Genomic DNA, 24,114 nt, shown 5'->3' with positions numbered 1-24,114 from the left:
CTGCACAGGAATGTGGACCTGTTCGAGGGCAGCAACAAGGCGTCTGCTTATCCTGTGACCTGCACTTACCTGTATAGGGGGGGTACGGCAGGGCTTGCAGCCCTGCACCTGCTGCGAGCCAAAGCCGGAGCAACGGCAACGGCAACGGCAACGTCAAATGCTGGCATTCCGTGGGATGGCGGGGCGGTGTGGGTAGGCAGGACACGCCGTTAACCCATCCATGGGGGCTCGTAGGCGCCATCCATGGCGCCTGCGGTCCTGCCTACCCACACCGCCCCGCCTTTGACAGTTTCTCGCGATCTGTCGGAACGGCATGACGCTGCTGGTGGTGGGTGCCGACCGTTGGTCGGCACGGGGTCCGTCGGAACGGGGATGTGCTCGGGTAGCTGTCGACCTTGGTCGACACAGTAGATCCACGCCATGCGTGGATGAATCTGTCAGACATCGAAATCAATCTGGGGTCGGGGCCCGTTGCGCAGCAACCGGATCCGACCCCGTGCAGTACCGGCAGATCGCGGGAATCTGTCCGAGGTGGGGCGGTGTCGGATTGCGGGGTGTCAGCCGCATGGATGCGGCTGCCAAGCCTACAAGGGTGAGGGCGCTTTGTTTGCGAAGCACTGCTTCGCAAGCGCCCGAACGCACAGCCGCCAGCGGCTGGGCCGGGCCCCGGAGGGGTACTTGCGGCGTCCCCGCAATCCGACACCGCCCCGCCCAACCACGGAAACCCGCTCTGGCTTTTGACGTTGATCGCAGCAGGTGCAGGGCTGCAAGCCCTGCCGAACACCCCCTACTTCCGCGGCAGGTAGGTCACCAGCGAAAGGTCATGCCGGCTCTCCGGCACCAGCGCGACGTACTGCAGGTCCAGCAACCCATGCACGGGGTGGTTCAGCTTCTTCGCACCCTCGTCGAAGCGACGTACATCGTGCTCCGGCCACCACAGCCGGAACTCCTCGCTGTGGGCAGCAAGGTCCTCGACCAGTGCCAGGAACGGCGCCTTGTCCGGCGCCTGCGCCATTGCTGCACGGAACCCGGCCAGCAGGCCAAGGGCTTGCAGCCCTGCACCTGCTGCGAGCCAAAGCCGGAGCAACGGCAACGGCAACGTCAAATGCGGGCATTGCGTGGGATGGCGGGGCGGTGTGGGTAGGCAGGACACGCCGTTAACCCATCCATGGGGGCTCGTAGGCGCCATCCATGGCGCCTGCGGTCCTGCCTACCCACACCGCCCCGCCTTTGACAGTTTCTCGCGATCTGTCGGAACGGCATGACGCTGCTGGTGGTGGGTGCCGACCGTTGGTCGGCACGGGGTCCGTCGGAACGGGGATGTGCTCGAGTAGCTGTCGACCTTGGTCGACACAGTAGATCCACGCCATGCGTGGATGAATCTGTCAGACATCGAAATCAATCTGGGGTCGGGGCCCGTTGCGCAGCAACGGGATCCGACCCCGTGCAGTACCGGCAGATCGCGGGAATCTGTCCGAGGTGGGGCGGTGTCGGATTGCGGGGTGTCAGCCGCATGGATGCGGCTGCCAAGCCTACAAGGGTGAGGGCGCTTTGTTTGCGAAGCACTGCTTCGCAAGCGCCCGAACGCACAGCCGCCAGCGGCTGGGCCGGGCCCCGGAGGGGTACTTGCGGCGTCCCCGCAATCCGACACCGCCCCGCCCAACCACGGAAACCCGCTCTGGCTTTTGACGTTGATCGCAGCAGGTGCAGGGCTGCAAGCCCTGCCGAACACCCCCTACTTCCGCGGCAGGTAGGTCACCAGCGAAAGGTCATGCCGGCTCTCCGGCACCAGCGCGACGTACTGCAGGTCCAGCAACCCATGCACGGGGTGGTTCAGCTTCTTCGCACCCTCGTCGAAGCGACGTACATCGTGCTCCGGCCACCACAGCCGGAACTCCTCGCTGTGGGCAGCAAGGTCCTCGACCAGTGCCAGGAACGGCGCCTTGTCCGGCGCCTGCGCCATTGCTGCACGGAACCCGGCCAGCAGGCCACGGGTCATCTCTTCCCAGTTGAGAATCAACGTGCGGTACGGCGCGTACAGGAACATCAGCCGCAGCGTGTTGCGCTCGTACGGCGGAAACTGGCTGTAATCCACGAACAGCTCGGCGATGGCCGGGTTCCAGGCCAGGATGTCGAAGCGGGTACTGCGCACGTAGGCCGGGATCGGCTGCATCGCCTCCACCAGCTGGCGCAGGCCGTCGGTCACGCTTTCGTCTGGCGATTCCAGTGGCACGCCATAACCGGACAGCGCAAACGCGTAGGCGCGCTCGTCATCGCTCAGGCGCAGCACCTTGGCCAGGCGCTCCAGCACTTCCGGCGAGGCCCGCACTTCGCGGCCCTGTTCGATCCAGGTGTACCAGCTCACGCTGACCCCGATGGCCAGCGCCACTTCCTCGCGCTTCAGGCCCGGGGTGCGCCGGCGCCCGGCCGGCAGGCCGAGCGTGGCGGGGTCGACACGGGCGCGGCAGGCCTTCAGGAAGCCGCCCAGTTCCTTGCGTTCACCTTCGCTGCGCATCATCGCCCCCCGTTGCAGGAGACGATGATATCCGCGCAGGCGCGCCGATCAGGCATCGATGCGCTTGGAACCCACGGCCAGGCCGGCCTTCAGGCTGGCCTCGACGAACTCGTCCAGGTCGCCGTCCAGCACCTTCTGCGTGTCCGAACGTTCAATGCCGGTGCGCAGGTCCTTGATACGGCTCTGGTCGAGCACGTAGTTGCGGATCTGGCTGCCCCAACCGATGTCGGACTTGGTGGCTTCCACCGCATCCTTTTCAGCGTTGCGCTTCTGGATCTCCAGCTCGTACAGCTTGGCGGCCAGCATCTTCATCGCATTGTCGCGGTTCTGGTGCTGGCTGCGGCCGGTCTGGCAGGCCACAACGATGTTGGTCGGGATGTGGGTGATACGCACCGCCGACTCGGTCTTGTTCACGTGCTGGCCACCGGCACCGGACGAGCGGTACACGTCGGTACGCAGATCGGCCGGGTTGATGGTGATATCGATGTTGTCATCGATTTCCGGCGACACGAACACCGAGGTGAAGCTGGTGTGGCGGCGGTTGTCCGAGTCGAACGGCGACTTGCGCACCAGGCGGTGCACGCCGGTCTCGGTCTTCAGCCAGCCATAGGCGTAATCGCCTTCCACGCGCAGGGTGGCCGACTTGATGCCCGCGACGTCGCCGCCGGACACTTCCATCAGCTCGGTTTTCCAACCGCGCGATTCACACCAGCGCAGGTACATGCGCAGCAGGATTTCGGCCCAGTCCTGGGCTTCGGTGCCACCGGCACCGGCCTGGATGTCGACGAAGGCCGCCGCATTGTCCATCTCACCGGAGAACATGCGCTGGAATTCCAGCTTCTCCACGTGCGCCTGGTGCTTGTCCAGATCGGCGACCACGGCCAGGGCGGTATCTTCGTCCTGTTCGGATTCAGCCAGTTCCAGCAGCTCGGTCGCGTCGGTCAGGCCATCCAGCACCGAGGCGATGCCGCCCACGGTCTTTTCCAGGCTGGAGCGCTCGCGGCCCAGGTTCTGCGCGTACTCGGCGTTGTTCCAGACGTCGGGGCTTTCCAGCTCCCGCGTTACTTCTTCAAGACGCTCTTTCTTGGCGTCGTAGTCAAAGATACCCCCTGAGCGACACCACACGATCGGTCAGATCGGCGATGCGCTGGCGGACAGGATTCAGTTCGATCATGTCGGCGGTTATGCACTAAATAGATGACTGCATATGATACCGCAGGCCGCGGTTCCCGGCATGAGGCCCGCTCCCCCGCCCGCTCGCGCCGACGCCGGGGCCGACCCGGGTCTTGGTAGAGTCGACTGTCAGTCGACTGCTCTCCGTTCAGGTTGTGCTGGAGCCCGCGCTGCGCGCGCAAGTCGACTGACAGTCGCCTCTACCCCCCCCCGTGCAAAGCGCCCAGCGCCTGCCGCAGCAGCGGCAACTGCCGCCGGCTGCACGGCACCCTGGCCCCGTCCGCCATGTGCAGCAGGGCCTCGCCGCCGTCCAGCGGCTCGATCGAGCGCAGCTGGTCGCGGTGGATCAGCCAGCTTCGGTGCGGCCGCAGGAACACGGCCGGGTCCAGCCGCTGCTCCAGCGCCGCCATGGTGATCCGCAGCGGGTAGTCATGCCCGCGCACCCGCAGGTTCACATAGTTGCCGGCGGCCTGGGCGTATTCCACATCGGCCGTGGCCAGCAGGAACTCCTTGCCCAGCTTGCGCACCAGGAAATGCTGCGGGCGCTCGACCGGTTCCACCGGCGGGCCTTCGTCGGGCGGCGCCAGCAGGTGCGCCTCGCCTTGCCGCTGGCGGCCGAACCAGGCCACGGCATGCACGGCGATCACCAGCAGGCTGTAGGTCTGCACGTCCTTGAAGAACTCGTAGAACCACTGCGCCGGCCAGTCACCATAGACGTAGTGCTGGCCTGCCAGGGCGAAGGCCAGTTTGCGCAGCAGCACCATGGCGCTGACATGCAGCAGCCACCAGGCGATGCCGCCCAGCACATAGAAGCCGATCCGGCGCCGCCAGGTATCGGCATGCAACGGCCACCGGCGGGCCGCCGCCTGCAGCAGCATCAGCAGCCCCAGGGTTGCCAGCGCGCTGCTGAACTCCTCGATGGAGGTGCCCAGCCCGGCGAAGGGCTGCGCATCACGCACCGCCCGCATCCACTGCGCCAGCACGTTGCCCGCGGCGGTACACAGGAACAGCAGCGACCAGAACATCACGTCCTTGCCGGGTCTATACGCCACTTGGGCGGTTGCAGCGGCACGTGCCGCCGGATCTCCATTTTCCATGCCGCCATTGTTGCCCATCCGCCCCCGCCCGCATCGGCCATTGGTCCCTGCGGCCCCGCCATTGGGCCCAGAACGCCCGCCATTGCGCCCTTTCAGCTGGCGCAGTGATGGTTGGCCAGCGAAGGTGCAGCGTCCCCCTGATGCCCATCGCCATGCACCGACACCACGATCTGGACACCCTGCGCATCGCCGCCTTCGCCCTGCTGATCCTCTACCACGCCGCCATGGCCTACGTGGCCGGCTGGGATTTCCACCTGAAGAGCGCTTACACCGCGCACTGGCTGCAGTGGCCGATGATCGCCCTCAATCGCTGGCGCATGCCGCTGCTGTTTGCCATCAGCGGCATGGCCCTGGGCCTGTCCCTGCCCGACCGGGGCCGCCTGCCGCATACCCTGCGCCGCTGCTGGCGCCTGCTGCTGCCGCTGCTGTTCGGCATCGTGGCGGTGGTCTCGCTGCAGGCGTACTGCGAGGCGCTGGACAAGGGCGACGTGGCGCCGGGGCTGGGACGGTTCCTGTGGCGCTACTGGCAGTTCCGCCCCTGGCCGGGCGCGCACTTCAGTGGCTCCCAGTACGGCTTCACTTGGAACCATCTGTGGTACTTGGCCTACCTGCTGCCCTACACCGTGCTGGCCGTGGTGCTGGCCAGCCTGCTGCGGCCGGTGGCCAAGTCGCTGCCGACGCTGCAGGTGAGCGACCGTCTGTTGGGGGCCGCGCTGCTGTTGCTGCCGGGGGTCTGGCTGGCCTGGGCGCTGTTGGTACTGATGCCGCGCTGGCCGCCAACCCATGCGTTGCTGGACGACGTCTACGTGCACGCCGAGTCGCTGCCGCTGTTCCTGGGCGGCTTCCTGGCCGCACGCTGGCAGCGCGGCTGGGACCTGCTGCTGCGCGGCCGCCGGCTGACCCTTGGCCTGGCCGTGCTCGGGCTGTGCCTGGAGTTGGGGATCCGCGCGCTGGCCCGACTGCCGGACGTGGGCAACGTTGATCCGTGGATTCTGGCGCTGCCATGGGCGCAGACCGAACGCGTCGGTCGGGCGCTCTACACCTGGTGCATGCTGCTGGCGCTGTTCGGCTGGGCCCGGGTGCTGCTGGCGCGCCCGTGGCCGGGCCAGGCCTATTGCCGCGAGGCGGTGTTCAGCTGGTACATCCTGCACCAGACCGTGTTGATCGTGCTGCTGTATGCGCTGCGACCGCTGCAGCTGGGCCCGTGGCTGGAACCGGCGCTGCTGGTGGCCGGCACCGTGGGTGGCTGCCTGTTGATCCACGAACTGTTGATCCGCCGCGTGCGTTGGCTGCGCCCCCTGTTCGGACTGCGCGCCCATCCGCTATCGTCGGCCACTGCACGCGTCGTACGGGCGCATTGAGGACAACGGATGTTCCAGACGCAGTGGCACCTGTGGTTGCAGCAGACCTTCGACGCCAGCTGGATGTTGGCAGTAATGCAGTTCATCAGCCTGCTCGGCTACGAGCTGGGCTATACCGCGCTGATCCTGGTGTGCGCGTTCGGCGCGCGACTGCGCGCGGGCCTGTGCGTGATGCTGGCGGTGCTGCTGATGGCCTGCGCCACGCATGCGATCAAGCAGAGCGCCGCCCTGCCCCGCCCCTCCGACGTGGATGCGGCGGTACTGGACAAGGGCGAGCCTTCGCATCCGTTCGTAGTCGATGGCGGTGGCCGCACGTTCTGGTCGCTGCCCGATGCGCAGGCCACGGCGATGCTGCGCGCGCAGCCGCACGCCGACTATGGTTTCAACAGCGGCCACGTGGGCATCACCACCGCCGCCTGCGTCAGCCTGCTGCTGGCATTCGGCATCCGCCGGCGCTGGCTGCGTTGGGTGCTGGTGCTGGGTTGGCCGTTGTTGATGGCCATTTCGCGCATGTACCTGGGCCGGCACTTCCTGGCCGATGTGGTGGCCGGGTGGCTGATCGGGGTCGGTGTGGCCGTGCTGGCGTGGCAGCTGATGCCGGGGCTGCGCGGGGCCAGACGCTGGCAGCTGCCCATACTGTTGGGCTCGGGCGTGGCGCTGGCATGGGCTTCGTTGTGGACGCATCTGGTACCGCTGGGCGAAGCCGCACGCCTGCTGGCACTCGCTCTGCTGGTGGCGTGGCTGCAGTGGCGCGGCTGGCCGGTGGATCCGCAAGGCATCGTGCAACGCGTGCTGCGGGTACTGGGTGTGGTGGTGATCTACCTGTTGGCGCGACCGTTGATTGAATGGCTGGCGTACAGCCTTCCGTTGCCCGACGCGCCGATTACCGAAGTGTTCTGGCATACCGTTGGCACGCTGTTGATCCTCGGCAGTGGCGTGGCGCTGGCGCGGTGGATTCCGCGCCAGCGGTAGATCCACGCCGTGCGTGGATGGCCTGGTTCGGTAGCGCCGGGCCATGCCCGGCGGCTGCGGCGGATTCTGCGCAGCCACGCATGGCGTGGCTCTACTGGACTTCGAATTCGCCTACCAGGATGGTTTCCGAGCGGTCCTTCAGGCGCAGCGTGACCCTCTGGTCCTTCTGCTGCGGCGTGCCCCAATGGGTGGTCAGGCGCAGCATGAGCGTGGTGGCACCGGTCACCAGCTGCTGGCGACTGCCGAAGTAGTTGGCTTCCACCTTGTATTTCCCGGGCTTGGCGTTGCGCAGCGAGAACTGCTCGGGGCCATAGCCGCCGGTGAAGTCCTGCGACATCTGCCCGCCTTGCCAGGTCAGGCGGTTGCCGTAGTACGCGCGCTCGCCGTTGGGGTCGGTCACCCACAGGTCCATGTCGCTGTTGTCGGCATCCCAGGCCAGCACCACACGCAGGTCCAGCGGCATGGCCTGCAACAGGCGCGGATCGATGGCACGGGTATCCAGCGCCGGGCGGCTGCGGGCCACCAGGTTGGTCAGTTCGTCCAGGGCGATCAGGGCAACACCATTGAAACGGCTGTCCCAGCGGCGCACCACCACCTGGTACAGCGGGTCCAGTGCCTGCTGCGGCTTGCCGGCCGCTGCCAAGGCCAGGCCAAGATCGCGGAAGCTCTGCGGCTCTTCCTGGCCCATCGCCAGCACCTGTTCGAACACCGGTACGGCCAGCCCAGGGGCATCGGCCTGCATCAGTCGATAGCCGAGCACGCGCAGCAGGTGCCGGTTGTCCAGCTCCATCTCGGCCAGGTTGGACAGCACACGCAGCGCTAGTTCGCGCTGACCCTGCTCCAGCAGCAGGTCGGCCACGTCGAGAAAGAACGCACTGCTGTCGGCGTGGGCATCGCGTTCGGCCAGGTAGCGGTCGTACAGCTGCGCGGGCGGGCCCTGGCGCAGGCGGCGAGCGACCTCTGAGTCAGGCTGCCAGGCCGCCAACCGGATGCCGAGCTGGCCATCGTTGGCCGGCGCGCCGGCATCACCGGCATCAGCGGCCGCCACGACCATCGCGTCCAACGCCATCGCTTCGGCGGCCGGTGCCTGCCTGCGGGCCCGGGCCGGTGCCATCGGCGCCGGGGGCGGCGGAGGCGCTGCCGGTGCCGGTGCAGCCAGCAGGGCCATCGGCGCACTGGCCAAGGCCTCGTTCTGCGCGATTTCCTTGGCATTGCCCGCAGTGGGCGGCGCGGTCTTCGGCCAACGGCGGTTCCACCACTGCTGGCGCTCCTTCCACTGCGCGGCCACCGCATCCAAGCGGCGGCGGTCCTCGGCCTGGCGATCTACCACCTGCTTTGCGAAACGGGCGTCATACCCGGCGCGCAGCGCGCCCGACGGACGGATGGCATAACGCAGGTAGTCGTCCAGCGTTTCCAGCACGATCAGCGAAGTGTCCGGCCCAACCAGGCCAAACTGCTGCGACAGGCGCTGCATCGCTTCGCGGTTGCTGCGCCGGTCCAGCGCCAACTGCTGCAGCTGCGCCTGTGCCCACAGTCCCGCAAGCAGCGCGCCGTCATCACTGCGCGTGCTGCCCGGCAGAGCCTGCCAATCGCTGCCGGCAACGCGCACCCGCATCGGTACGCCGTCGGCGGCCAGGCGTGCATGCAGCCACAACCAGCCCTGCGCTTCGCTGCGGCGATCGATCACCACGTCCTGCACGCCGCGCCCGGCATCGATCTGCACATCCAGCGGCGCAGACAGCAGTTCGCGCGCTGCGGCGCCCACGTCGGTGCCCACTGCCACAAAACGTCCGCCATGCGCCTGGCTCCAGCCGCGCAGGCGGGTGCTGTCGGTGCGCACGCCCGCACTGCTGATGGCGAACAATCGCTGCCCCTCGGCCAATGCCGGCAGGGCCTCGGGCCCATAGGTCAGCAGGCCGTCACTGACCAGCAGGTATTCCTGCACGCCCGGCTGCGGCCGCCACTGAGCCAACGCACTGGCGCCGTCGGGCCGCACCGCCTGCAACGCCTGGCGCAGCGCACTCCAATCGCCCTTGCTGATACGGAAGCGGCGTTCGGGCTCGGGGCGGTCGCGCAGCACCGTCAGCACCACCGTGCCGTCGCCCATGGCGGCGAAGTAGCGGTCCAGCAGCGCGAACTCACGCGTGCGGTCACGCTGGCCCGCCGAACCCGAGCCATCCCAGAGCAGGCCGATCTCGCGCGGCAGCGTGCGCGGCGTGGTGCTTGTAGCCACCGGCAGCTGTGCCAGCAGGTAATGGCCGTCCTGCCAGTTGGCCACCTGCACCTGCGCACGGCGGGCCGCAGGCAGCGTCCACTGCAGCTGCGCCGGCAACTGCGCGCCGCGCCCCTGCCAATGCAGCTGACCCGCATCGATAAGGAACGGTGCCGTGCCCACCGTCGCTTGCCCCGGCGCCTGCAGTTCCAGCTCAACCGATGCCGCACCCGCGGCGAACTGCAGTGGCAGCGCCCATTGCCAGCCGTTGCCGGCGTAAGCCAGCGGCTCGCGAACAACCAGCTGCACGCGGCGGCTGCCGCCGGCTGGCAGCGGATAGATGCGCAAGCGGAACTGGTTGCCGGCGGTCTGTTCCAGCAGGCCGGGGTCGACGCCGCGCCGGGCGATCTCTTCGAACACCTGGCGCCCCCGATCCTTGGGCACCGGCACCGCCTCGCGCAGTTCGCCATCGATATCCAAGGCAAAGCCGCTGATCTGCTGGCCATCAGCCAGCGGGAACTGCAGCTCGCCTTCCAGCACGCGACGGTTCGGGTTGTGGAATTCCAGGGTGATGCGGGTCTGCGCGATGCCGGCCTGGACCTCGCCTTCGATGCGCGCGTCGCGCAGTTGCACCGGACGTTCGGCGGCCGCGGCGACCAGCAGCGGCGCGCCCGGCTGCGGCCGCGCAATGCCGGGGGACTGCGCGTCTGCGGACCAGGCCGCCAGCACCAGCAGGATGAAAGGGACGCAGCGGGCAAACGCCATGGCACGGCTCCAGTGGGATCGTGCAGGATTCAACGCGCCACCACGGCAGGTGGGGTTAGCGGTCGACCGTCCAAGCATCCCGCCGGGCATGGCCCGGCGTGCGCGAAGCGTGCGCGCCGCCATCAGGCGGGCAGGCAATGCTCCACGATCAGCTGGATCGCGCTGCCGCCGCGGTAGTCATCGCAGGCCAAGCGGTAGGCCAGATGCACATGGCGACCGGGCGCGTTGCCATGCCAGCCGCCGAAATGGATGGCGTTGATCGTGCCGGGCAGCCCGGGCAGGCGCAGTTCCAGCTTCAGATGCCGCTCTTTCAGCACGCGCCAGTTGGCCACTTCGAAGTGGCCGTCGAACAAGGGCTCGGGGAAGCCCTGCCCCCAAGGCCCGGCCAGGCGCAGCGCATCGGCATGGCGGTGATCGAGTTCGTCCGCGGACAGTTCACCATCGCTGAGCACTTGTTGCTGCAGCGCGGCCGGATCCAGCAGTTCCTGCACGATGGCGACGAAGGCCGCCTCGAACGCGGGCAGGTGCTGCAGGCGCATGCTCAGGCCAGCGGCCATGGCGTGGCCACCGAAGCGCTCCACCAGCTCGGGATGGCGTGCATCGACCAGCGCCAGCGCGTCACGGATATGCAGGCCGGGAATGGAGCGCGCCGAACCGCGCAGGGTGTCCGCGCCGGGTTCCGCCGGTGCAAATGCAATCACCGGCCGATGCAGGCGGTCCTTCATTTTCGACGCCACCAGACCGACCACGCCGGGGTGCCACTCGGCGTCGAACAGGCATGCCGCGACCGGGCGCTGGCCCTGCTCGTGCAGCACCACGCGCGACAGCGCCTGCTCGGCGTCATCGGTCATCGACTGCTGCACCGCGCGCCGCTCGGCATTGATCTGTTCCAGGGTCTGGGCAATGTCGCGCGCCTGCCGCGGATCCTCGGTGAGCAGCAGTTCGATGCCCAGCGCCATGTCTTCCAGGCGACCGGCCGCATTGAGGCGCGGGCCCAACGCGAAGCCGATATCGGTGGAGGTCAGACGTGCGGCGTCGCGTCCGCTGGCTTCGATCAATGCCTTCAGGCCCACGCAGCCCTGCCCGGCGCGGAGCCGGCGCAGACCGGCGCTGACCAGCGCACGGTTGTTGGCATCCAGCGCGACCAGATCGGCCACGGTGCCCACGGCCACCAGGTCCAGCAGCGTGGTCAGGTCCGGGCCCTTGCCATCGGTGAACACGCCGGCCTCGCGCATGCAGCGGCGCAGGGCCATCAGCACATAGAAGATGACGCCGACCCCGGCCAGCGATTTGCTGGGGAAATCATCGCCCTGCAGGTTCGGATCGACGATGACATCGGCCGGCGGCAACTGCGGGCCGGGCAGATGATGGTCGGTGACCAGCACCTGCCAGCCGCGCGCCTTGGCGGCGTTGACACCGGCATGGCAGGCAATGCCGTGGTCCACGGTCACCAGCAGGTCTGGCTGCAGCGCTGCCAGTTCATCCACCAGCGACGGCGACAGGCCGTAACCATGCACCATGCGGTTGGGCACCGCGTGGAAGACGTGCTGCGCGCCCAGCATGCGCAGGCCGCGCACACCCACGGCGCAGGCGGTGGCCCCATCGCAGTCGAAATCGCCGACGACCAGGATGCGCTTGTCGTTGGCGATGGCGTCGACCAGCAGGGCCACGGCCGCATCGATGCCGGTCAGCAGTTCGGGCGCATGCAGGTTGCCCAGTCGCGGCAGCGCCAGTTCCGGCGTGGTCGCGCCACGGCTGGCATACAGGCGGGCCAGCAGCGGCAGCGTGTCGTCGGGCCACGCACCGGGCTGTACCGGCTCGCGGCGGCGGATCAGCGGGGTATCGGACACGGGCAGCGCAGCATCGGCGGCAAGGGACATCGGCATCGCCGGGTTGCGGAAGACGTCACCATGATAACGCGGGGCCGGAGACGGGGTCAGATCCCTCTGCCTGCAGAGGGCTCTGACCCCATCGGAAGCATTTGGAATCGACGGCCATTTATTTCATGCTTGCCACCCCCGAAATGGATTTCTTTGCATGCGCCACACTTTGTTCCTGGCCCTCGCCCTCGCCCTCGCCCCGGCCGCCCACGCCGCCACGCCCGAGCCAAAGGCCGGCGTGTCGTTCGACCACAACGACTGGTCGCTGGCCTGTGACAACACCCGTACCTGCCGCGCCGCCGGCTACAGCCCGGAAGAGCCCGGCAACCTGCTCAGCCTGATGCTGGAACGTGCGGGCGGCCCCGGTGCGCCGGTAGTGGCGCGCCTGCGCAATGGCGAGGACGGCGAAAGCCCCATGCCGACCGGCGCCCTGCGCCTGCGCCTGAATGGCAAGGACCTGGGCCCGGTGCGCGACACGGGTGACGGAGAGAAGATCCTGCTGCAGCAGGCCCAGACCGATGCGCTGCTGGCCGCCCTGCCCCGCCAGGCGCGCATCGAAATCGTCGATGGCAAGGGCAAGGCCTGGCCGATTTCCGACAGCGGCGCCACCGCGGTACTGCTGAAGATGGACGAGGCGCAGGGTCGGCTGGGCACGCCCGGCGCGCTGGTGCGCCGCGGTGACAAGGCCGAGGCCAGCGTGCCGGCCGCGCTGCCGATGCCGGTGGTGGTGCACGGCAAGCTGGCGCCGGCGCGCAGTGGCGATGCGGCGCTGGCCAACGCCCCGGCGCTGCGCAAGGCGCTGCTGGCCAGCCTGCCGAACGCGGACGAATGCCGCCGCCTGAGCGAAGGCGAGCAGGACGAGATCGATATCGTGCGGCTGGACGGTTCGCATGTACTGGCCAGTACCAGCTGCTTCATGGGCGCCTACAACTTCAGTAGCGGCTACTGGGTGGTGCAGGACAAGGCACCGTACCAGGCGCGCTTTGTCACCTCCGATGCGGAGGATTTCGACACCGACGACATGACCCTGCGCGGGCGCTTCCGTGGCCGCGGTATCGGCGATTGCTTCTCCGGCCACGATTGGGTGTGGGATGGCCAGCGGTTCGTGAAGACCAGCGCGTTCACCACCGGCCAGTGCCGTGGTGTAGCCGGTGGCCATTGGACGCTGCCGACGATCGTCAGCACGGTGAAGTAAGGCTGGCATGGCTGCGCCCTGCCCGCCTCCGTAGAGTCGAGCTTGCTCGACTGATGCCAACGTGCCAACCAAGGTTGGCACCTACAGGGGCGTGGCGTGCCAACCAAGGTTGGCACCTACCGGGCGTGGCGTGCCAACCAAGGTTGGCACCTACCGGGGCGTGGCGTGCCAACCAAGGTTGGCATCTACCGGGCCAATGGCCGATCCAATGCATCCACGCATGGCGTGGATCTACTGCGTTCGCGTCGGGATCCGACTCCGCTCGGCCGAGGACCCGCTCAGTACGTCCCAGTAGATCCACGCCATGCGTGGATGCATCCGTCGGGTATCGAAACACATCCGGGATCAGAGCCCGTTGCGCGGCAACGGGATCCGACTCCGCTCAGTCGTGCAGTTGGCGGGGTTTCTTCCAGAACTGCCAGCGCTGGCCGCGATCGAGGCGGAACTGCAGGCCGTCTTCGAAATCCAGCACCAGCTGCTGCAGTTCGCCGCGACGCAGTGCCGCAAGCAGCGGAACAATCGCTTCGTTGCCCAGCTGCTGCAGCGAGCGCAGTTGCCGCAGGTCCACCAAGGCATCCACGGCCTGCTCGCCGTCCACCGCAACACCGGCGGCCTGGGCCAGGCCCTGCAGCAGGGCGTCGCGGCTGCGTACCTGTACGTGCTGGGTCGTCACCGATACCGGCATGACGCCGCCGCCCCAGAACCACAGCGAATTGATCGGCTGCTGACCCTGCGCGGCACGCTGCTGGTTCCAGGAATGGTTGTGCAGCAGCACCTGCGCCTCGGTCATCAGCGCCCGCCAGCGGCGACCCGCCGGCCCTTCGGGCAGGTGCGAAAACAGATCATCGCCCAGCACATCGTCGGGGCTGTCGAAATCGGGCAGTTCGATGTCGATGGGCAGGCGCAGGTACCAGCGCGCCGGGTCCGGTGCATCCAGCACGAAACCGGCGTCGGCAAACAGCGGCTGCAGTACCGGCAGCAGGGCCAGGCTGTCGGCCAGCGTGGGCCGCAGCGTTTCGCCGTGCCCCATCATGCGTGCGCCGTGCATGTCCGGCACCATGCAGGCCGGATCGGCGCGCAGCCAGCACGCACCAGCGGCATCGCCGACATCGCGCTGGCGGGTCAGTGCGGCCACCGGCCAGTGCGGCGCGGCCACGCTGAAATGGCGTTGCAGCTGGGCGCGCTCGCCCGCATCCAGCTGCACCGTGGTGGCGCGGCCCAGGGCGCGCGCCACCTCGTCAGGCAATGCAGCCGCCGCAAAGCGGCTGCGCGCCGGCAACAACAGGGTCGCCGTTGCCACCCGGTCAGTCCAGATAGCTGACGCTGACGATTTCGTACTCGCGCTGGCCGGCCGGGGCGTCGATCACGATCGAATCGCCTTCCAGCTTGCCGATCATCGCCCGGGCCACCGGCGAGGAAATGGCGATCAGGCCCAGCTTGATGTCCGCCTCCAGGTCGCCAACGATCTGGTACTTCTTCTCTTCGTCGGTTTCCACGTCGGCCAGGGTCACGCTGGCGCCGAACACCACCTTCGAACCGGCGTTGAGCTTGCTCACGTCGATGATCTCGGCGTGCGACAGCTCACCTTCCAGCTGCTTGATGCGGCCTTCGATGAAACCCTGTTCCTCGCGCGCGGCGTGGTACTCGGCGTTTTCCTTCAGGTCACCGTGCTCGCGCGCCTCGGCGATGGCAGCGATGACCTTCGGGCGCTTGACCGACTTCAGGTGGTCCAGCTCGTCGCGCAGCTTCTGCGCGCCCTTCATGGTGATGGGGGCTCTCATGCATTCAACTCCTTGTGCAGTTCCTGCAGCGACCAGACGGGGCCGGTGCCACGGAATTCCAGTGAATCCACCAGCGCCTTGGCGCCGGCAATGGTGGTCGAGTAGGTGACGCGGTGCTGCAGCGCCTCGCGACGGATCGAGAACGAGTCGTTGATCGCCGCACGGCCTTCGGTCGTGTTGACGATGTAGACGATCTCGCCGTTCTTGATCGAATCGACGATGTGCGGACGGCCTTCCACCACCTTGTTGATGATTTCGCAGTCCATGCCGTGCTGCTGCAGCCACGCGGCGGTGCCACGGGTGGCCACCAGGCTGTAGCCACGCGCCAGCAGCGCCTTGGCCACCGGCAGCACGCGCTTCTTGTCCGGGTCACGCACCGAAACGAAGGCCTTGCCGATCGGCGGGGCCTTGATGCTGCCCGCTTCCTGCGCACGCGCGAAGGCGGCGTTGAAGGTGCGGCCCACGCCCATCACTTCACCGGTGGAGCGCATTTCCGGCCCCAGGATCGGATCGACGCCCTGGAACTTGGCGAACGGGAAGATCGCTTCCTTCACCGAGTAGTAGTCCGGCACGATTTCCTTGGTGGCGCCCTGCTCTTCCAGGGTCTTGCCGGCCATGCAGCGCGCGGCGATCTTGGCCAGCGCCATGCCGGTGGCCTTGGACACGAACGGCACGGTACGCGAAGCGCGCGGGTTCACTTCCAGCAGGTAGATGGTGTCATCACCGTCTTCGCTGGTCTGGATGGCGAACTGGGTGTTCATCAGGCCGACCACGTTCAGGGCCTTGGCCAGCTCCACCACCTGGCGGCGCAGTTCGGCCTGGGTCTTGGCCGACAGCGAGTACGGCGGCAGCGAGCAGGACGAGTCACCCGAGTGCACGCCGGCTTCTTCGATGTGCTCCATCACGCCGCCGATCAGGACGTTGCCATCCTTGTCGGCAATGATGTCCACGTCGCATTCCACGGCGTTGTCCAGGAAGCGGTCCAGCAGCACCGGCGAATCGTTGGACACCTTCACCGCGTCGCGCACGTAGCGGGCCAGGTCGGATTCGCCGTAGACGATTTCCATCGCGCGGCCGCCCAGCACGTAGCTCGGGCGCACCACCAGCGGGTAGCCGATCTCGCGGGCCAGCAGCAGGGCTTCCTGGTCGTTGCGGGCGATGCGGTTCGGCGGCTGCTTCAGGCCCAGCTTGTCCACCAGCTGCTGGAAGCGCTCGCGGTCTTCGGCCAGGTCGATCGAGTCCGGGCTGGTGCCGATCACCGGCACGCCGTTGGCTTCCAGCGCGCGCGCCAGCTTCAGCGGGGTCTGGCCGCCGTACTGCACGATCACGCCCTTGGGCTGTTCCAGTTCGACGATTTCCAGCACGTCTTCCAGGGTCAGCGGTTCGAAGTACAGGCGGTCGGAGGTGTCGTAGTCGGTCGACACGGTTTCCGGGTTGCAGTTGACCATGATGGTTTCATAACCATCCTCGCGCAGCGCCAGTGCCGCGTGCACGCAGCAGTAGTCGAACTCGATGCCCTGGCCGATGCGGTTCGGGCCACCGCCCAGGATCATGATCTTGTCGCGGTTGGTCGGCGCGGCCTCGCACTCGTCCTCGTAGGTCGAGTACAGGTAGGCGGTGCCGGTGGAGAATTCACCGGCACAGGAGTCCACGCGCTTGTAGACCGGGCGCACCTTGTGCGCGCGACGCAGCGCGCGGATGGCCGCTTCGTTGGTGCCGGTCAGCTGGGCCAGGCGCGCATCGGAGAAACCGGCACGCTTGAGCTTGCGCAGGCGCGCAGCGTCCAGCGCGTCGATGCCACCGGCAGCCACTTCGCCTTCGGCGGCGATGATCTCTTCGATCTGGTCCAGGAACCAATGGTCGATGAAGGACAGGGCGTAGATGTCTTCCACGCTCATGCCGGCGCGGAACGCATCGGCCACGTAGAACAGACGCTCCGGGCCCGGCGCCTTCAGCTCGCGGCGCAGGGTCTGCAGGTCGTCTTCGCTGGTCAGGTCCAGGCCGGTCGGGTCGAAGCCGACCTTGCCGGTTTCCAGGCCACGCAGGGCCTTCTGCACCGATTCCTGGAAGGTGCGGCCCATGGCCATCACTTCACCGACCGACTTCATCTGGGTGGTCAGGCGCGCATCGGCCGCCGGGAACTTCTCGAAGGCGAAGCGCGGAATCTTGGTGACGACGTAGTCGATGGACGGCTCGAACGAGGCCGGGGTCAGGCCGCCGGTGATTTCGTTCTTCAGTTCGTCCAGGGTGTAACCCACGGCCAGCTTGGCGGCGACCTTGGCGATCGGGAAGCCGGTGGCCTTGGAGGCCAGCGCCGAGGAACGCGACACGCGCGGGTTCATCTCGATCACGACCACGCGGCCGGTCTTCGGGTTGATGCCGAACTGCACGTTCGAGCCACCGGTGTCCACGCCGATCTTGCGCAGCACGGCGATGGAGGCATCGCGCAGGCGCTGGTATTCCTTGTCGGTCAGGGTCTGTGCCGGGGCCACGGTGATCGAGTCACCGGTGTGCACGCCCATCGGGTCCAGGTTTTCGATCGAGCAGACGATGATGCAGTTGTCCGCGGTATCGCGGACCACTTCCATTTCGAATTCCTTCCAGCCCAGCACCGATTCTTCCACCAGCACTTCGGTGGTCGGCGACAGTTCCAGGCCGCGGCTGACAATCTCGACCAGCTCTTCGCGGTTGTAGGCGATGCCGCCACCGCTGCCGCCCAGGGTGAAGCTGGGGCGGATGATGGTCGGGTAGCCGACGCGGGTCTGGATCTCCAGCGCTTCGTCCAGGGTATGGGCGACGGCGGCGGTCGGGCACTCCAGGCCGATCTCACCCATGGCCACGCGGAACAGCTCGCGGTCTTCGGCCATGCGGATCGCTTCGCGCTTGGCACCGATCAGTTCGACGTTGTACTTCTCCAGCACGCCGTTGTCGGCCAGGTCCAGCGCGCAGTTCAGCGCGGTCTGGCCACCCATGGTCGGCAGCAGCGCATCGGGCCTTTCCTTGGCGATGATCTTCTCGACCGTCTGCCAGTTGATCGGCTCGATGTAGACGGCGTCGGCCATCTCCGGGTCGGTCATGATGGTGGCCGGGTTGCTGTTGACCAGCACCACGCGGTAACCCTCGTCACGCAGGGCCTTGCAGGCCTGGGCGCCGGAATAGTCGAACTCACAGGCCTGGCCGATGACGATCGGGCCAGCACCGATGATGAGAATGGTCTTGAGGTCAGTGCGCTTGGGCATTTTCTTCTCTAAGTCAGTACAGCGTGACAAGGGGGAGTGATCGCACGCTGTCGATCAGGAATCTTGATCCGCAGCGCCGCGCCAGGGGCAGCAGCGATGCGGGGGCTTACGGTCCATCGCGACGCCACCGGCGGGCCGGCGGCGTACTGATCACGCCTTGCTCTGTTCCATCAGGGCCACGAAACGGTCAAACAGCGGGCCCACGTCGGTCGGGCCCGGCGAGGCTTCCGGATGGCCCTGGAACGAGAACGCCGGCACGTCGGTGCGGGCCACGCCCTGGTTGGTGCCGTCGAACAGCGAACGGTGGGTCACCCGCAGGGTGGCCGGCAGGGTCGCTTCATCGATGGCGAAACCGTGGTTCTGCGAGGTGATCATCACCCGGCCGTTGTCCAGGTCCTGCACCGGGTGGTTGGCGCCGTGGTGGCCGTGGCCCATCTTCATGGTCTTGGCGCCCGATGCCAGGCCCAGCAGCTGGTGGCCCAGGCAGATGCCGAAGGTCGGGATCTTCACGTCGATGAAGGTCTTGATCGCTTCGATGGCGTAGTCGCACGGTTCCGGGTCACCCGGGCCGTTGGACAGGAACACGCCGTCCGGCTTCAGCGCCAGCACTTCGGCCGCCGGGGTCTGCGCCGGCACCACGGTCACTTCGCAGCCGCGCTCGGCCAGCATGCGCAGGATGTTGGTCTTCACGCCGAAGTCGTAGGCCACGACCTTGAACCGGGCCGGCACGCTGACGAACGCGTTGGCGTCCAGGTCCAGCTGGCCTTCGGTCCAGGTGTAGGTCTTTTCGGTGGTGACCACCTTGGCCAGGTCCATGCCCTTCAGGCCCGGGAACTTGCGGGCGGCTTCCAGTGCCTTTTCCACGTCGATGTCACCGGCCATCAGCGCACCGTTCTGTGCGCCCTTCTCGCGCAGGATGCGGGTCAGCTTGCGGGTGTCGATGCCGGCGATGGCGACCACGCCGCGCTGGATCAGCCAGTCCTGCAGCGACACCTGGCTGCGCCAGTTGCTGGGACGGCGCGGCACGTCGCGCACGATCAGGCCGGCCGACCACACCTTGGACGCTTCATTGTCCTGGTCGGTCATGCCGGTGTTACCGATATGCGGATAGGTCAACGTGACCATCTGCCGGGCGTAGGACGGATCGGTCAGCACTTCCTGGTAGCCGGTCATGGCGGTGTTGAACACCACCTCACCGACGGACAGGCCGGGCGCGCCTACGGATTCGCCCTCGAATACGGTGCCGTCTTCGAGGACGAGGATTGCGGCTTGGGTCACGGAATTCTCACTTTGGCTACCGAAGGGGGGCCGAAGTCACGCCTGCGCTTCACGGAAATCCGGTTGCAAAAAAGCGCGGACGTACGGTCTGGGACCGGTCCGGCTTTCGTGATTCGGCGAGTGCGAATTGTAGCGCCGCCGGGGCGCTGGCGCCAGCGCTTATATCGCTTTATGAACAGGCGATTGCGTATTCATTTCAATCCGGCGCCGTATGTGGGCCGGAGACGGGGTCGGATCCTTTCCCGAACGGGAAGGGCTCTGACCCCGGACGCGTCCAGAGGGGGTCAGAGCCCTTTCCGCTGGAAAGGGATCCGACCCCGCGCGGTTCAGCCGGATATGGGGTCGGATCCTTTCCCGAACGGGAAAGGCTCTGACCCCGGGTGCCCGCAGATGAGGGGGTCAGAGCCCTTTCCGCTGGAAAGGGATCCGACCCCGCGCGGTTCAGGCCCGCGGGGCGTCCAGCAGGTCGCGCACGCGGTAGCTGCCCGGCGCGCGGCCCTGCAGCTGGCGGGCGGCAAACAGCGCGCCACGGGCGAAGATGTCGCGGTTGGTGGCCCGGTGCACCAGTTCGATGCGCTCACCCAGGCCGGTGAACTGCACCAGATGCTCGCCGACGATGTCACCGGCACGCAGGCTGGCGTAATGCGGCTGCGCCCCGCCCCGCTGCGCGGCCGCGCCCAGGGTCAGCGCCGTGCCCGAGGGCGCGTCCTTCTTCTGCGTGTGGTGGGATTCGACGATGTCGCAGTCCCAGCCGGCCAGCGCCTGCCCTGCCCGCTCCACCAGCTCGTCCAGCACCGCTACGCCCAGGCTGAAGTTGGAGGCCCAGACCAGCGGAATCTGCGTGGCCGCAGCGTCAAGCGCCTGCCGCTGCGCGCTGGAAATGCCGGTGGTGCCCGACACCAGCCCAGCGCCGCGCTGCACACACAGCGCCAGCATCGGGTCGAAGCCCTCCGGCAGGCTGAAATCGATGGCCACATCGAAGGCTGGCGCGCCTGCCAGCTCACTGGCGGCGAAGAACGGCACGCCGTCCACCACCCGCTGGGCCGGCGCCCGGCCGGTCACGGCGGCAACGATCTGCAGGGTGTCGGGGTGTTCGGCAGCCAGGCGCAACAAGGCCTGGCCCATGCGCCCGGAAGCGCCATGGATGAGCAATCGCAGGGGGGTCTGGTTCATGCAGGAAGGCTAGCGGCAGCGCCCCGACCCGTCCAGTAGATCCACGCCATGCGTGGATGCATTCCGAAATGCGTGCGAACCAAGGTTCGCACCCACCAGGCCGGGCGGTTCGCACCCGCCGGTCTACAGCAGTCGAGCAAGCTCGACTCTACCGCTTGGTCGGTCCGCAGCTGTCGCAGCCGCCGCAAGCGCCACCGCCACCGCTGGCCGGCGGCGCGATCTTCCGCCCCAGCACCTGCATCCACCCCGGGCGGCCCGGCTTCAGCAGCGCCAGCGCCACACTGCCGCGCAGCCTGCGCGCCGCACCCGGGAACTGCTTCTTCAGCACCACCCACGCACTGACCAGCACGGCCAGCGCGATGATGAGGTACTGGATCAGCAGCCCGGCGGTCATCAGCCGCCCCCCAGCGCCACGGTCACCTGGTAGGTGATCAGCGCCGCCACGTAGGCCGCAGCGAACAGGTACACGGTGGCAAAGCCCATCTGCTTCCACGAATTGGTTTCGCGCTTGATGGTGGCCAGGGTGGAAATGCACATGGGCGCATAGATGAACCACACCAGCAGCGACAGACCGGTGGCCAGCGACCAGCCATCGCTCAGCAGCGGGGTCAGCGCCTGCGCTGCGGCATCGTCATCGGCGGCCGACAGCGCATACACGGTGGCCAGCGAAGACACCGCCACTTCGCGCGCGGCCATGCCCGGGATCAGCGCGATGCAGATCTGCCAGTTGAAGCCCAGCGGCGAGAAGATCGCCGTCATCGCATGGCCGATCTGCCCGGCGAAGCTGTAGTCGATGGCCGGCATGGTCGCCCCTTCCGGCGCGCCGGGGAAGGACAGCAGGAACCACAGCAGCACGGTCAGCGCCAGGATGATGCCGCCCACGCGCTTGAGGAAGATCATGCCGCGCTCGTACAGGCCCACGGCCAGGTCGCGCGGGTGCGGAATGCGGTAGGACGGCAGTTCCAGCAGCAGCGGGTGCTCGCTCTTGTCGCGGCGCCACTTCTTCATCACCCACGACATCACCAGCGCGCTGAGGATGCCGGCCACGTACAGGCCGAACAGCACCAGGCCCTGCTGGTTGAAGATGCCGACCTTGCCCTCGGGGATGAAGGCGCCGATCAGCAGCGCGTACACCGGCAGACGCGCCGAGCAGGTCATCAGCGGCGCCACCAGGATGGTGGCCAGGCGGTCACGCGGATCCTGGATGCTGCGGGTGGCCATGATGCCGGGCACGGCGCAGGCGAAGCTGGACAGCAGCGGGATGAACGAGCGCCCCGACAGGCCGGCGGCGGCCATCATGCGGTCCAGCAGGAACGCTGCGCGCGGCAGGTAGCCCGACTCTTCCAGGGCCAGGATGAAGGCGAACAGGATCAGGATCTGCGGCAAAAACACCACCACCCCGCCCACGCCGGCAATGATGCCGTCGGTCAGCAGGCTGGTCAGCGGCCCGGCCGGCAGCGCGTCGGCGGCCAGTTCGCCCAGCCAGGCGAACCCGGCTTCGATGCCGTCCATCAGCGGGGTCGCCCACGCAAACACCGCCTGGAAGATCAGGAACATCACCACCACCAGGGTGGCCAGGCCGAACACCGGGTGCAGCAGCCAGCGGTCCAGGGTGTCATCGATCTTCGCGGTGCGTGCGGGCATGCGCACGGCCGCCGACAGGATGTCGCGCACCTTGCCGTGGTAATCGATGCCGCCCTCTACGCCAACCAGCGGCGCATCCAGGTGCGGCACCATGGCATCCAGCCGCTCGACCAGCGCACGCGCGCCCTGCTTGCGCACCGCTACGGTTTCCACCACCGGCACGCCGATCTCGCGCTCCAGCGCGGCCACATCGATCTGGATGCCACGGCGCTGCGCGGCATCGACCATGTTCAGCGCGATCACCATCGGCTTGCCCAGCTCGCGCAGTTCCAGCGCGAAGCGCAGGTGCAGGCGCAGGTTGGTGGCGTCGATCACGCACAGCAGTACGTCCGGCGCGGCCTCGCCCGGGTAGAAACCCCGGCACAGATCGCGGGTGATCGCCTCGTCCAGGCTGGCCGGCTGCAGGCTGTAGGCGCCGGGCAGGTCGAGCACGGCGAACTCGCGGCCGGACGGCGCGCGCAGGCGGCCTTCCTTCCTCTCGACGGTGACGCCGGTGTAGTTGGCCACCTTCTGCCGGCTGCCGGTCAGCTGGTTGAACAGCGCGGTCTTGCCGCTGTTGGGATTACCGACCAGCGCAATGCGCAACGGCGTGGCGGAGGCGTTGCTGGTCATGCGCGGCTTTCCTGGCGGGCGGCATCGATCACGACGCGCTTGGCTTCAGAGATACGCAGGGCGAAACGGGTGAAGCCGACCTGCACCAGCAGCGGCTCGCCCCCCACCGGGCCCTTGGCCACCAGACGCACCTCCTCGCCCTTGACGAAGCCCAGCTCGCGCAGGCGGCGGGCAATGGCATCGTTGGCGTGCAGGTCCTGCACGGAATCGACCACGGCCGGGGTGTGCAGGGGCAGTTCGGACAGCGTCATCTAGCGCGTTCTCTGCTGGATGTAAATGGTTCTCGATTCTAACATTCCCGCGTCGCGTCATGGCCCATGACCAATGGCCCGCTATGATCCATACAGGTATGAAGTGACCCTGGATTCCCATGAACGATGCTTTGCAGATCGAGCGCACTGGCGCCACCCTGACCCTCTGGCTGAACCGGCCGACCCTGCACAATGCCTTCGACGCCGGGCTGATCGCCCAGCTGACCACGGCACTGGAGGAAGCGGGGCGCGATGACGGGGTACGGGTGGTGGTGCTGGCCGGCCATGGCGCCTCGTTCTCGGCCGGCGCCGACCTGCAGTGGATGCGCGGCATGGCCGCGGCCAGCGAAGCGGAAAACCGCGACGATGCGCTGGCCCTGGCACGGCTGATGCGCACCCTGGACGAGCTGCCCAAGCCGACCCTGGCGCGGGTGCATGGCGCCGCCTTCGGTGGCGGGGTGGGCCTGGTGGCCTGCTGCGATATCGCCCTGGCCAGCACCAGCGCCCGCTTCGGCCTGACCGAAAGCCGGCTGGGGCTCCTTCCGGCGGTCATTTCGCCCTACGTGATCCAGGCCATCGGCGCCCGCCAGGCCCGGCGCTGGTTCGCCACCGGCGAGCACTTCGACGCCGACACCGCCCTGCGCATCGGCCTGGTCCACCAGCTGGTGGAGCCGGACCGCCTGGACGACGCCCTGCAGCGCCAGTTGGCCCTGCTGGACAAGGCCGGCCCGATTGCCGCCGCGTCGGCCAAGCAGCTGGTCCGCCAGGTCTGCGAGAGCCGCGACCGCGACCGCCTGGACCATGACAATGCCAGCCTGATCGCCCGCCTGCGGGTGTCGGCCGAAGGCCAGGAGGGCTTGGGCGCCTTCCTGGACAAACGTGCGCCACACTGGGTCACCGAAGCCTGAGCTGTTTCCTGCACGCTACCCACACCGCGTGGCCGGTCATATGGGCGGCCTGCGTATC

17 protein-coding genes and 1 pseudogene are annotated in these 24,114 nt (G+C 67.7%); 4 read left to right on the top strand and 14 right to left on the bottom strand.

What is annotated here, in order from left to right:
* Positions 1-787: 787 nt before the first annotated feature.
* From C1930_RS20645 to C1930_RS09450, 4 genes and pseudogenes are all read right to left on the bottom strand, one after another.
* A pseudogene (locus tag C1930_RS20645) lies at positions 788-1,042 on the bottom strand (transcriptional regulator); the annotation flags it as partial.
* Positions 1,043-1,735: 693 nt separating this feature from the next.
* Positions 1,736-2,518 (bottom strand): helix-turn-helix transcriptional regulator, encoded by a 783-nt coding sequence (locus C1930_RS09460; protein WP_108771578.1) that lies wholly within the window; start codon positions 2,516-2,518, stop codon positions 1,736-1,738.
* 45 nt (positions 2,519-2,563) lie between these two features.
* Positions 2,564-3,689 (bottom strand): peptide chain release factor 2 gene (gene prfB, locus C1930_RS09455; RefSeq protein WP_108749502.1). Its coding sequence is split into 2 segments (ribosomal slippage): positions 2,564-3,613 and positions 3,615-3,689, totalling 1,125 coding nucleotides; the frame shifts between segments, so codons are not numbered across the junction.
* Between the two features lie 199 nt (positions 3,690-3,888).
* A complete protein-coding gene (locus tag C1930_RS09450) occupies positions 3,889-4,803 on the bottom strand; it encodes a LytTR family DNA-binding domain-containing protein (RefSeq protein WP_108771577.1) in 915 nt (304 codons plus the stop codon).
* A 134-nt stretch (positions 4,804-4,937) separates the two neighbouring features.
* Between C1930_RS09450 and C1930_RS09445 the strand changes: the two genes are divergently transcribed.
* Both C1930_RS09445 and C1930_RS09440 read left to right on the top strand, forming a co-directional pair.
* Complete coding sequence (locus C1930_RS09445; protein WP_108772575.1) at positions 4,938-6,146, top strand: acyltransferase family protein; 1,209 nt, start codon at positions 4,938-4,940, stop codon at positions 6,144-6,146.
* A 9-nt stretch (positions 6,147-6,155) separates the two neighbouring features.
* Positions 6,156-7,118, top strand: coding sequence for a phosphatase PAP2 family protein (locus C1930_RS09440; protein WP_108771576.1), 963 nt, complete (start codon positions 6,156-6,158; stop codon positions 7,116-7,118).
* A 91-nt stretch (positions 7,119-7,209) separates the two neighbouring features.
* Here the strand turns inward: C1930_RS09440 and C1930_RS09435 are convergent, their stop codons facing one another.
* Together C1930_RS09435 and recJ are read right to left on the bottom strand one after the other, a co-directional pair.
* Positions 7,210-10,095, bottom strand: a complete 2,886-nt coding sequence (locus C1930_RS09435; protein ID WP_108771575.1) for a VIT domain-containing protein — start codon at positions 10,093-10,095, stop codon at positions 7,210-7,212.
* 122 nt (positions 10,096-10,217) lie between these two features.
* Entirely contained in the window at positions 10,218-11,975 is a 1,758-nt protein-coding gene (recJ, locus tag C1930_RS09430; RefSeq protein ID WP_108772574.1) for a single-stranded-DNA-specific exonuclease RecJ, read from the bottom strand.
* A 157-nt stretch (positions 11,976-12,132) separates the two neighbouring features.
* Between recJ and C1930_RS09425 the strand changes: the two genes are divergently transcribed.
* Complete coding sequence (locus C1930_RS09425) at positions 12,133-13,170, top strand: DUF1176 domain-containing protein (protein ID WP_108771574.1); 1,038 nt, start codon at positions 12,133-12,135, stop codon at positions 13,168-13,170.
* Between the two features lie 382 nt (positions 13,171-13,552).
* Here C1930_RS09425 and C1930_RS09420 read toward each other — a convergent pair whose 3' ends face one another.
* From C1930_RS09420 to C1930_RS09385, 8 genes are all read right to left on the bottom strand, one after another.
* Positions 13,553-14,470: a phosphoglycerate mutase gene (locus C1930_RS09420; RefSeq protein WP_108756084.1), complete on the bottom strand. Its 918-nt coding sequence runs from the start codon at positions 14,468-14,470 to the stop codon at positions 13,553-13,555.
* 4 nt (positions 14,471-14,474) lie between these two features.
* Positions 14,475-14,939: a transcription elongation factor GreA gene (gene greA, locus C1930_RS09415; RefSeq protein ID WP_188489793.1), complete on the bottom strand. Its 465-nt coding sequence runs from the start codon at positions 14,937-14,939 to the stop codon at positions 14,475-14,477.
* 8 nt (positions 14,940-14,947) lie between these two features.
* Complete coding sequence (gene carB, locus C1930_RS09410; protein ID WP_108771573.1) at positions 14,948-18,190, bottom strand: carbamoyl-phosphate synthase large subunit; 3,243 nt, start codon at positions 18,188-18,190, stop codon at positions 14,948-14,950.
* A 150-nt stretch (positions 18,191-18,340) separates the two neighbouring features.
* Positions 18,341-19,468, bottom strand: coding sequence for a glutamine-hydrolyzing carbamoyl-phosphate synthase small subunit (gene carA, locus C1930_RS09405; protein ID WP_108749497.1), 1,128 nt, complete (start codon positions 19,466-19,468; stop codon positions 18,341-18,343).
* Positions 19,469-19,909: 441 nt separating this feature from the next.
* Complete coding sequence (dapB, locus tag C1930_RS09400) at positions 19,910-20,641, bottom strand: 4-hydroxy-tetrahydrodipicolinate reductase (protein WP_108771572.1); 732 nt, start codon at positions 20,639-20,641, stop codon at positions 19,910-19,912.
* Between the two features lie 148 nt (positions 20,642-20,789).
* Positions 20,790-21,035: a DUF6587 family protein gene (locus C1930_RS09395; protein WP_108756080.1), complete on the bottom strand. Its 246-nt coding sequence runs from the start codon at positions 21,033-21,035 to the stop codon at positions 20,790-20,792.
* Positions 21,035-22,897: a ferrous iron transport protein B gene (feoB, locus tag C1930_RS09390; RefSeq protein WP_108771571.1), complete on the bottom strand. Its 1,863-nt coding sequence runs from the start codon at positions 22,895-22,897 to the stop codon at positions 21,035-21,037. Before feoB ends, C1930_RS09395 begins: the two co-directional genes overlap by 1 nt.
* Positions 22,894-23,148: a FeoA family protein gene (locus C1930_RS09385; protein ID WP_108749493.1), complete on the bottom strand. Its 255-nt coding sequence runs from the start codon at positions 23,146-23,148 to the stop codon at positions 22,894-22,896. The genes feoB and C1930_RS09385 overlap by 4 nt, the downstream gene beginning before the upstream one ends.
* Before the next feature lie 119 nt (positions 23,149-23,267).
* Here C1930_RS09385 and C1930_RS09380 point away from each other — a divergent pair, with 119 nt between their 5' ends.
* Complete coding sequence (locus C1930_RS09380; protein ID WP_108756077.1) at positions 23,268-24,056, top strand: enoyl-CoA hydratase/isomerase family protein; 789 nt, start codon at positions 23,268-23,270, stop codon at positions 24,054-24,056.
* Positions 24,057-24,114 lie beyond the last annotated feature (58 nt).

This window comes from Stenotrophomonas sp. SAU14A_NAIMI4_8, from assembly GCF_003086695.1.
GTDB lineage: Bacteria > Pseudomonadota > Gammaproteobacteria > Xanthomonadales > Xanthomonadaceae > Stenotrophomonas.
This window is presented reverse-complemented; position numbering and strand designations above follow the sequence as displayed.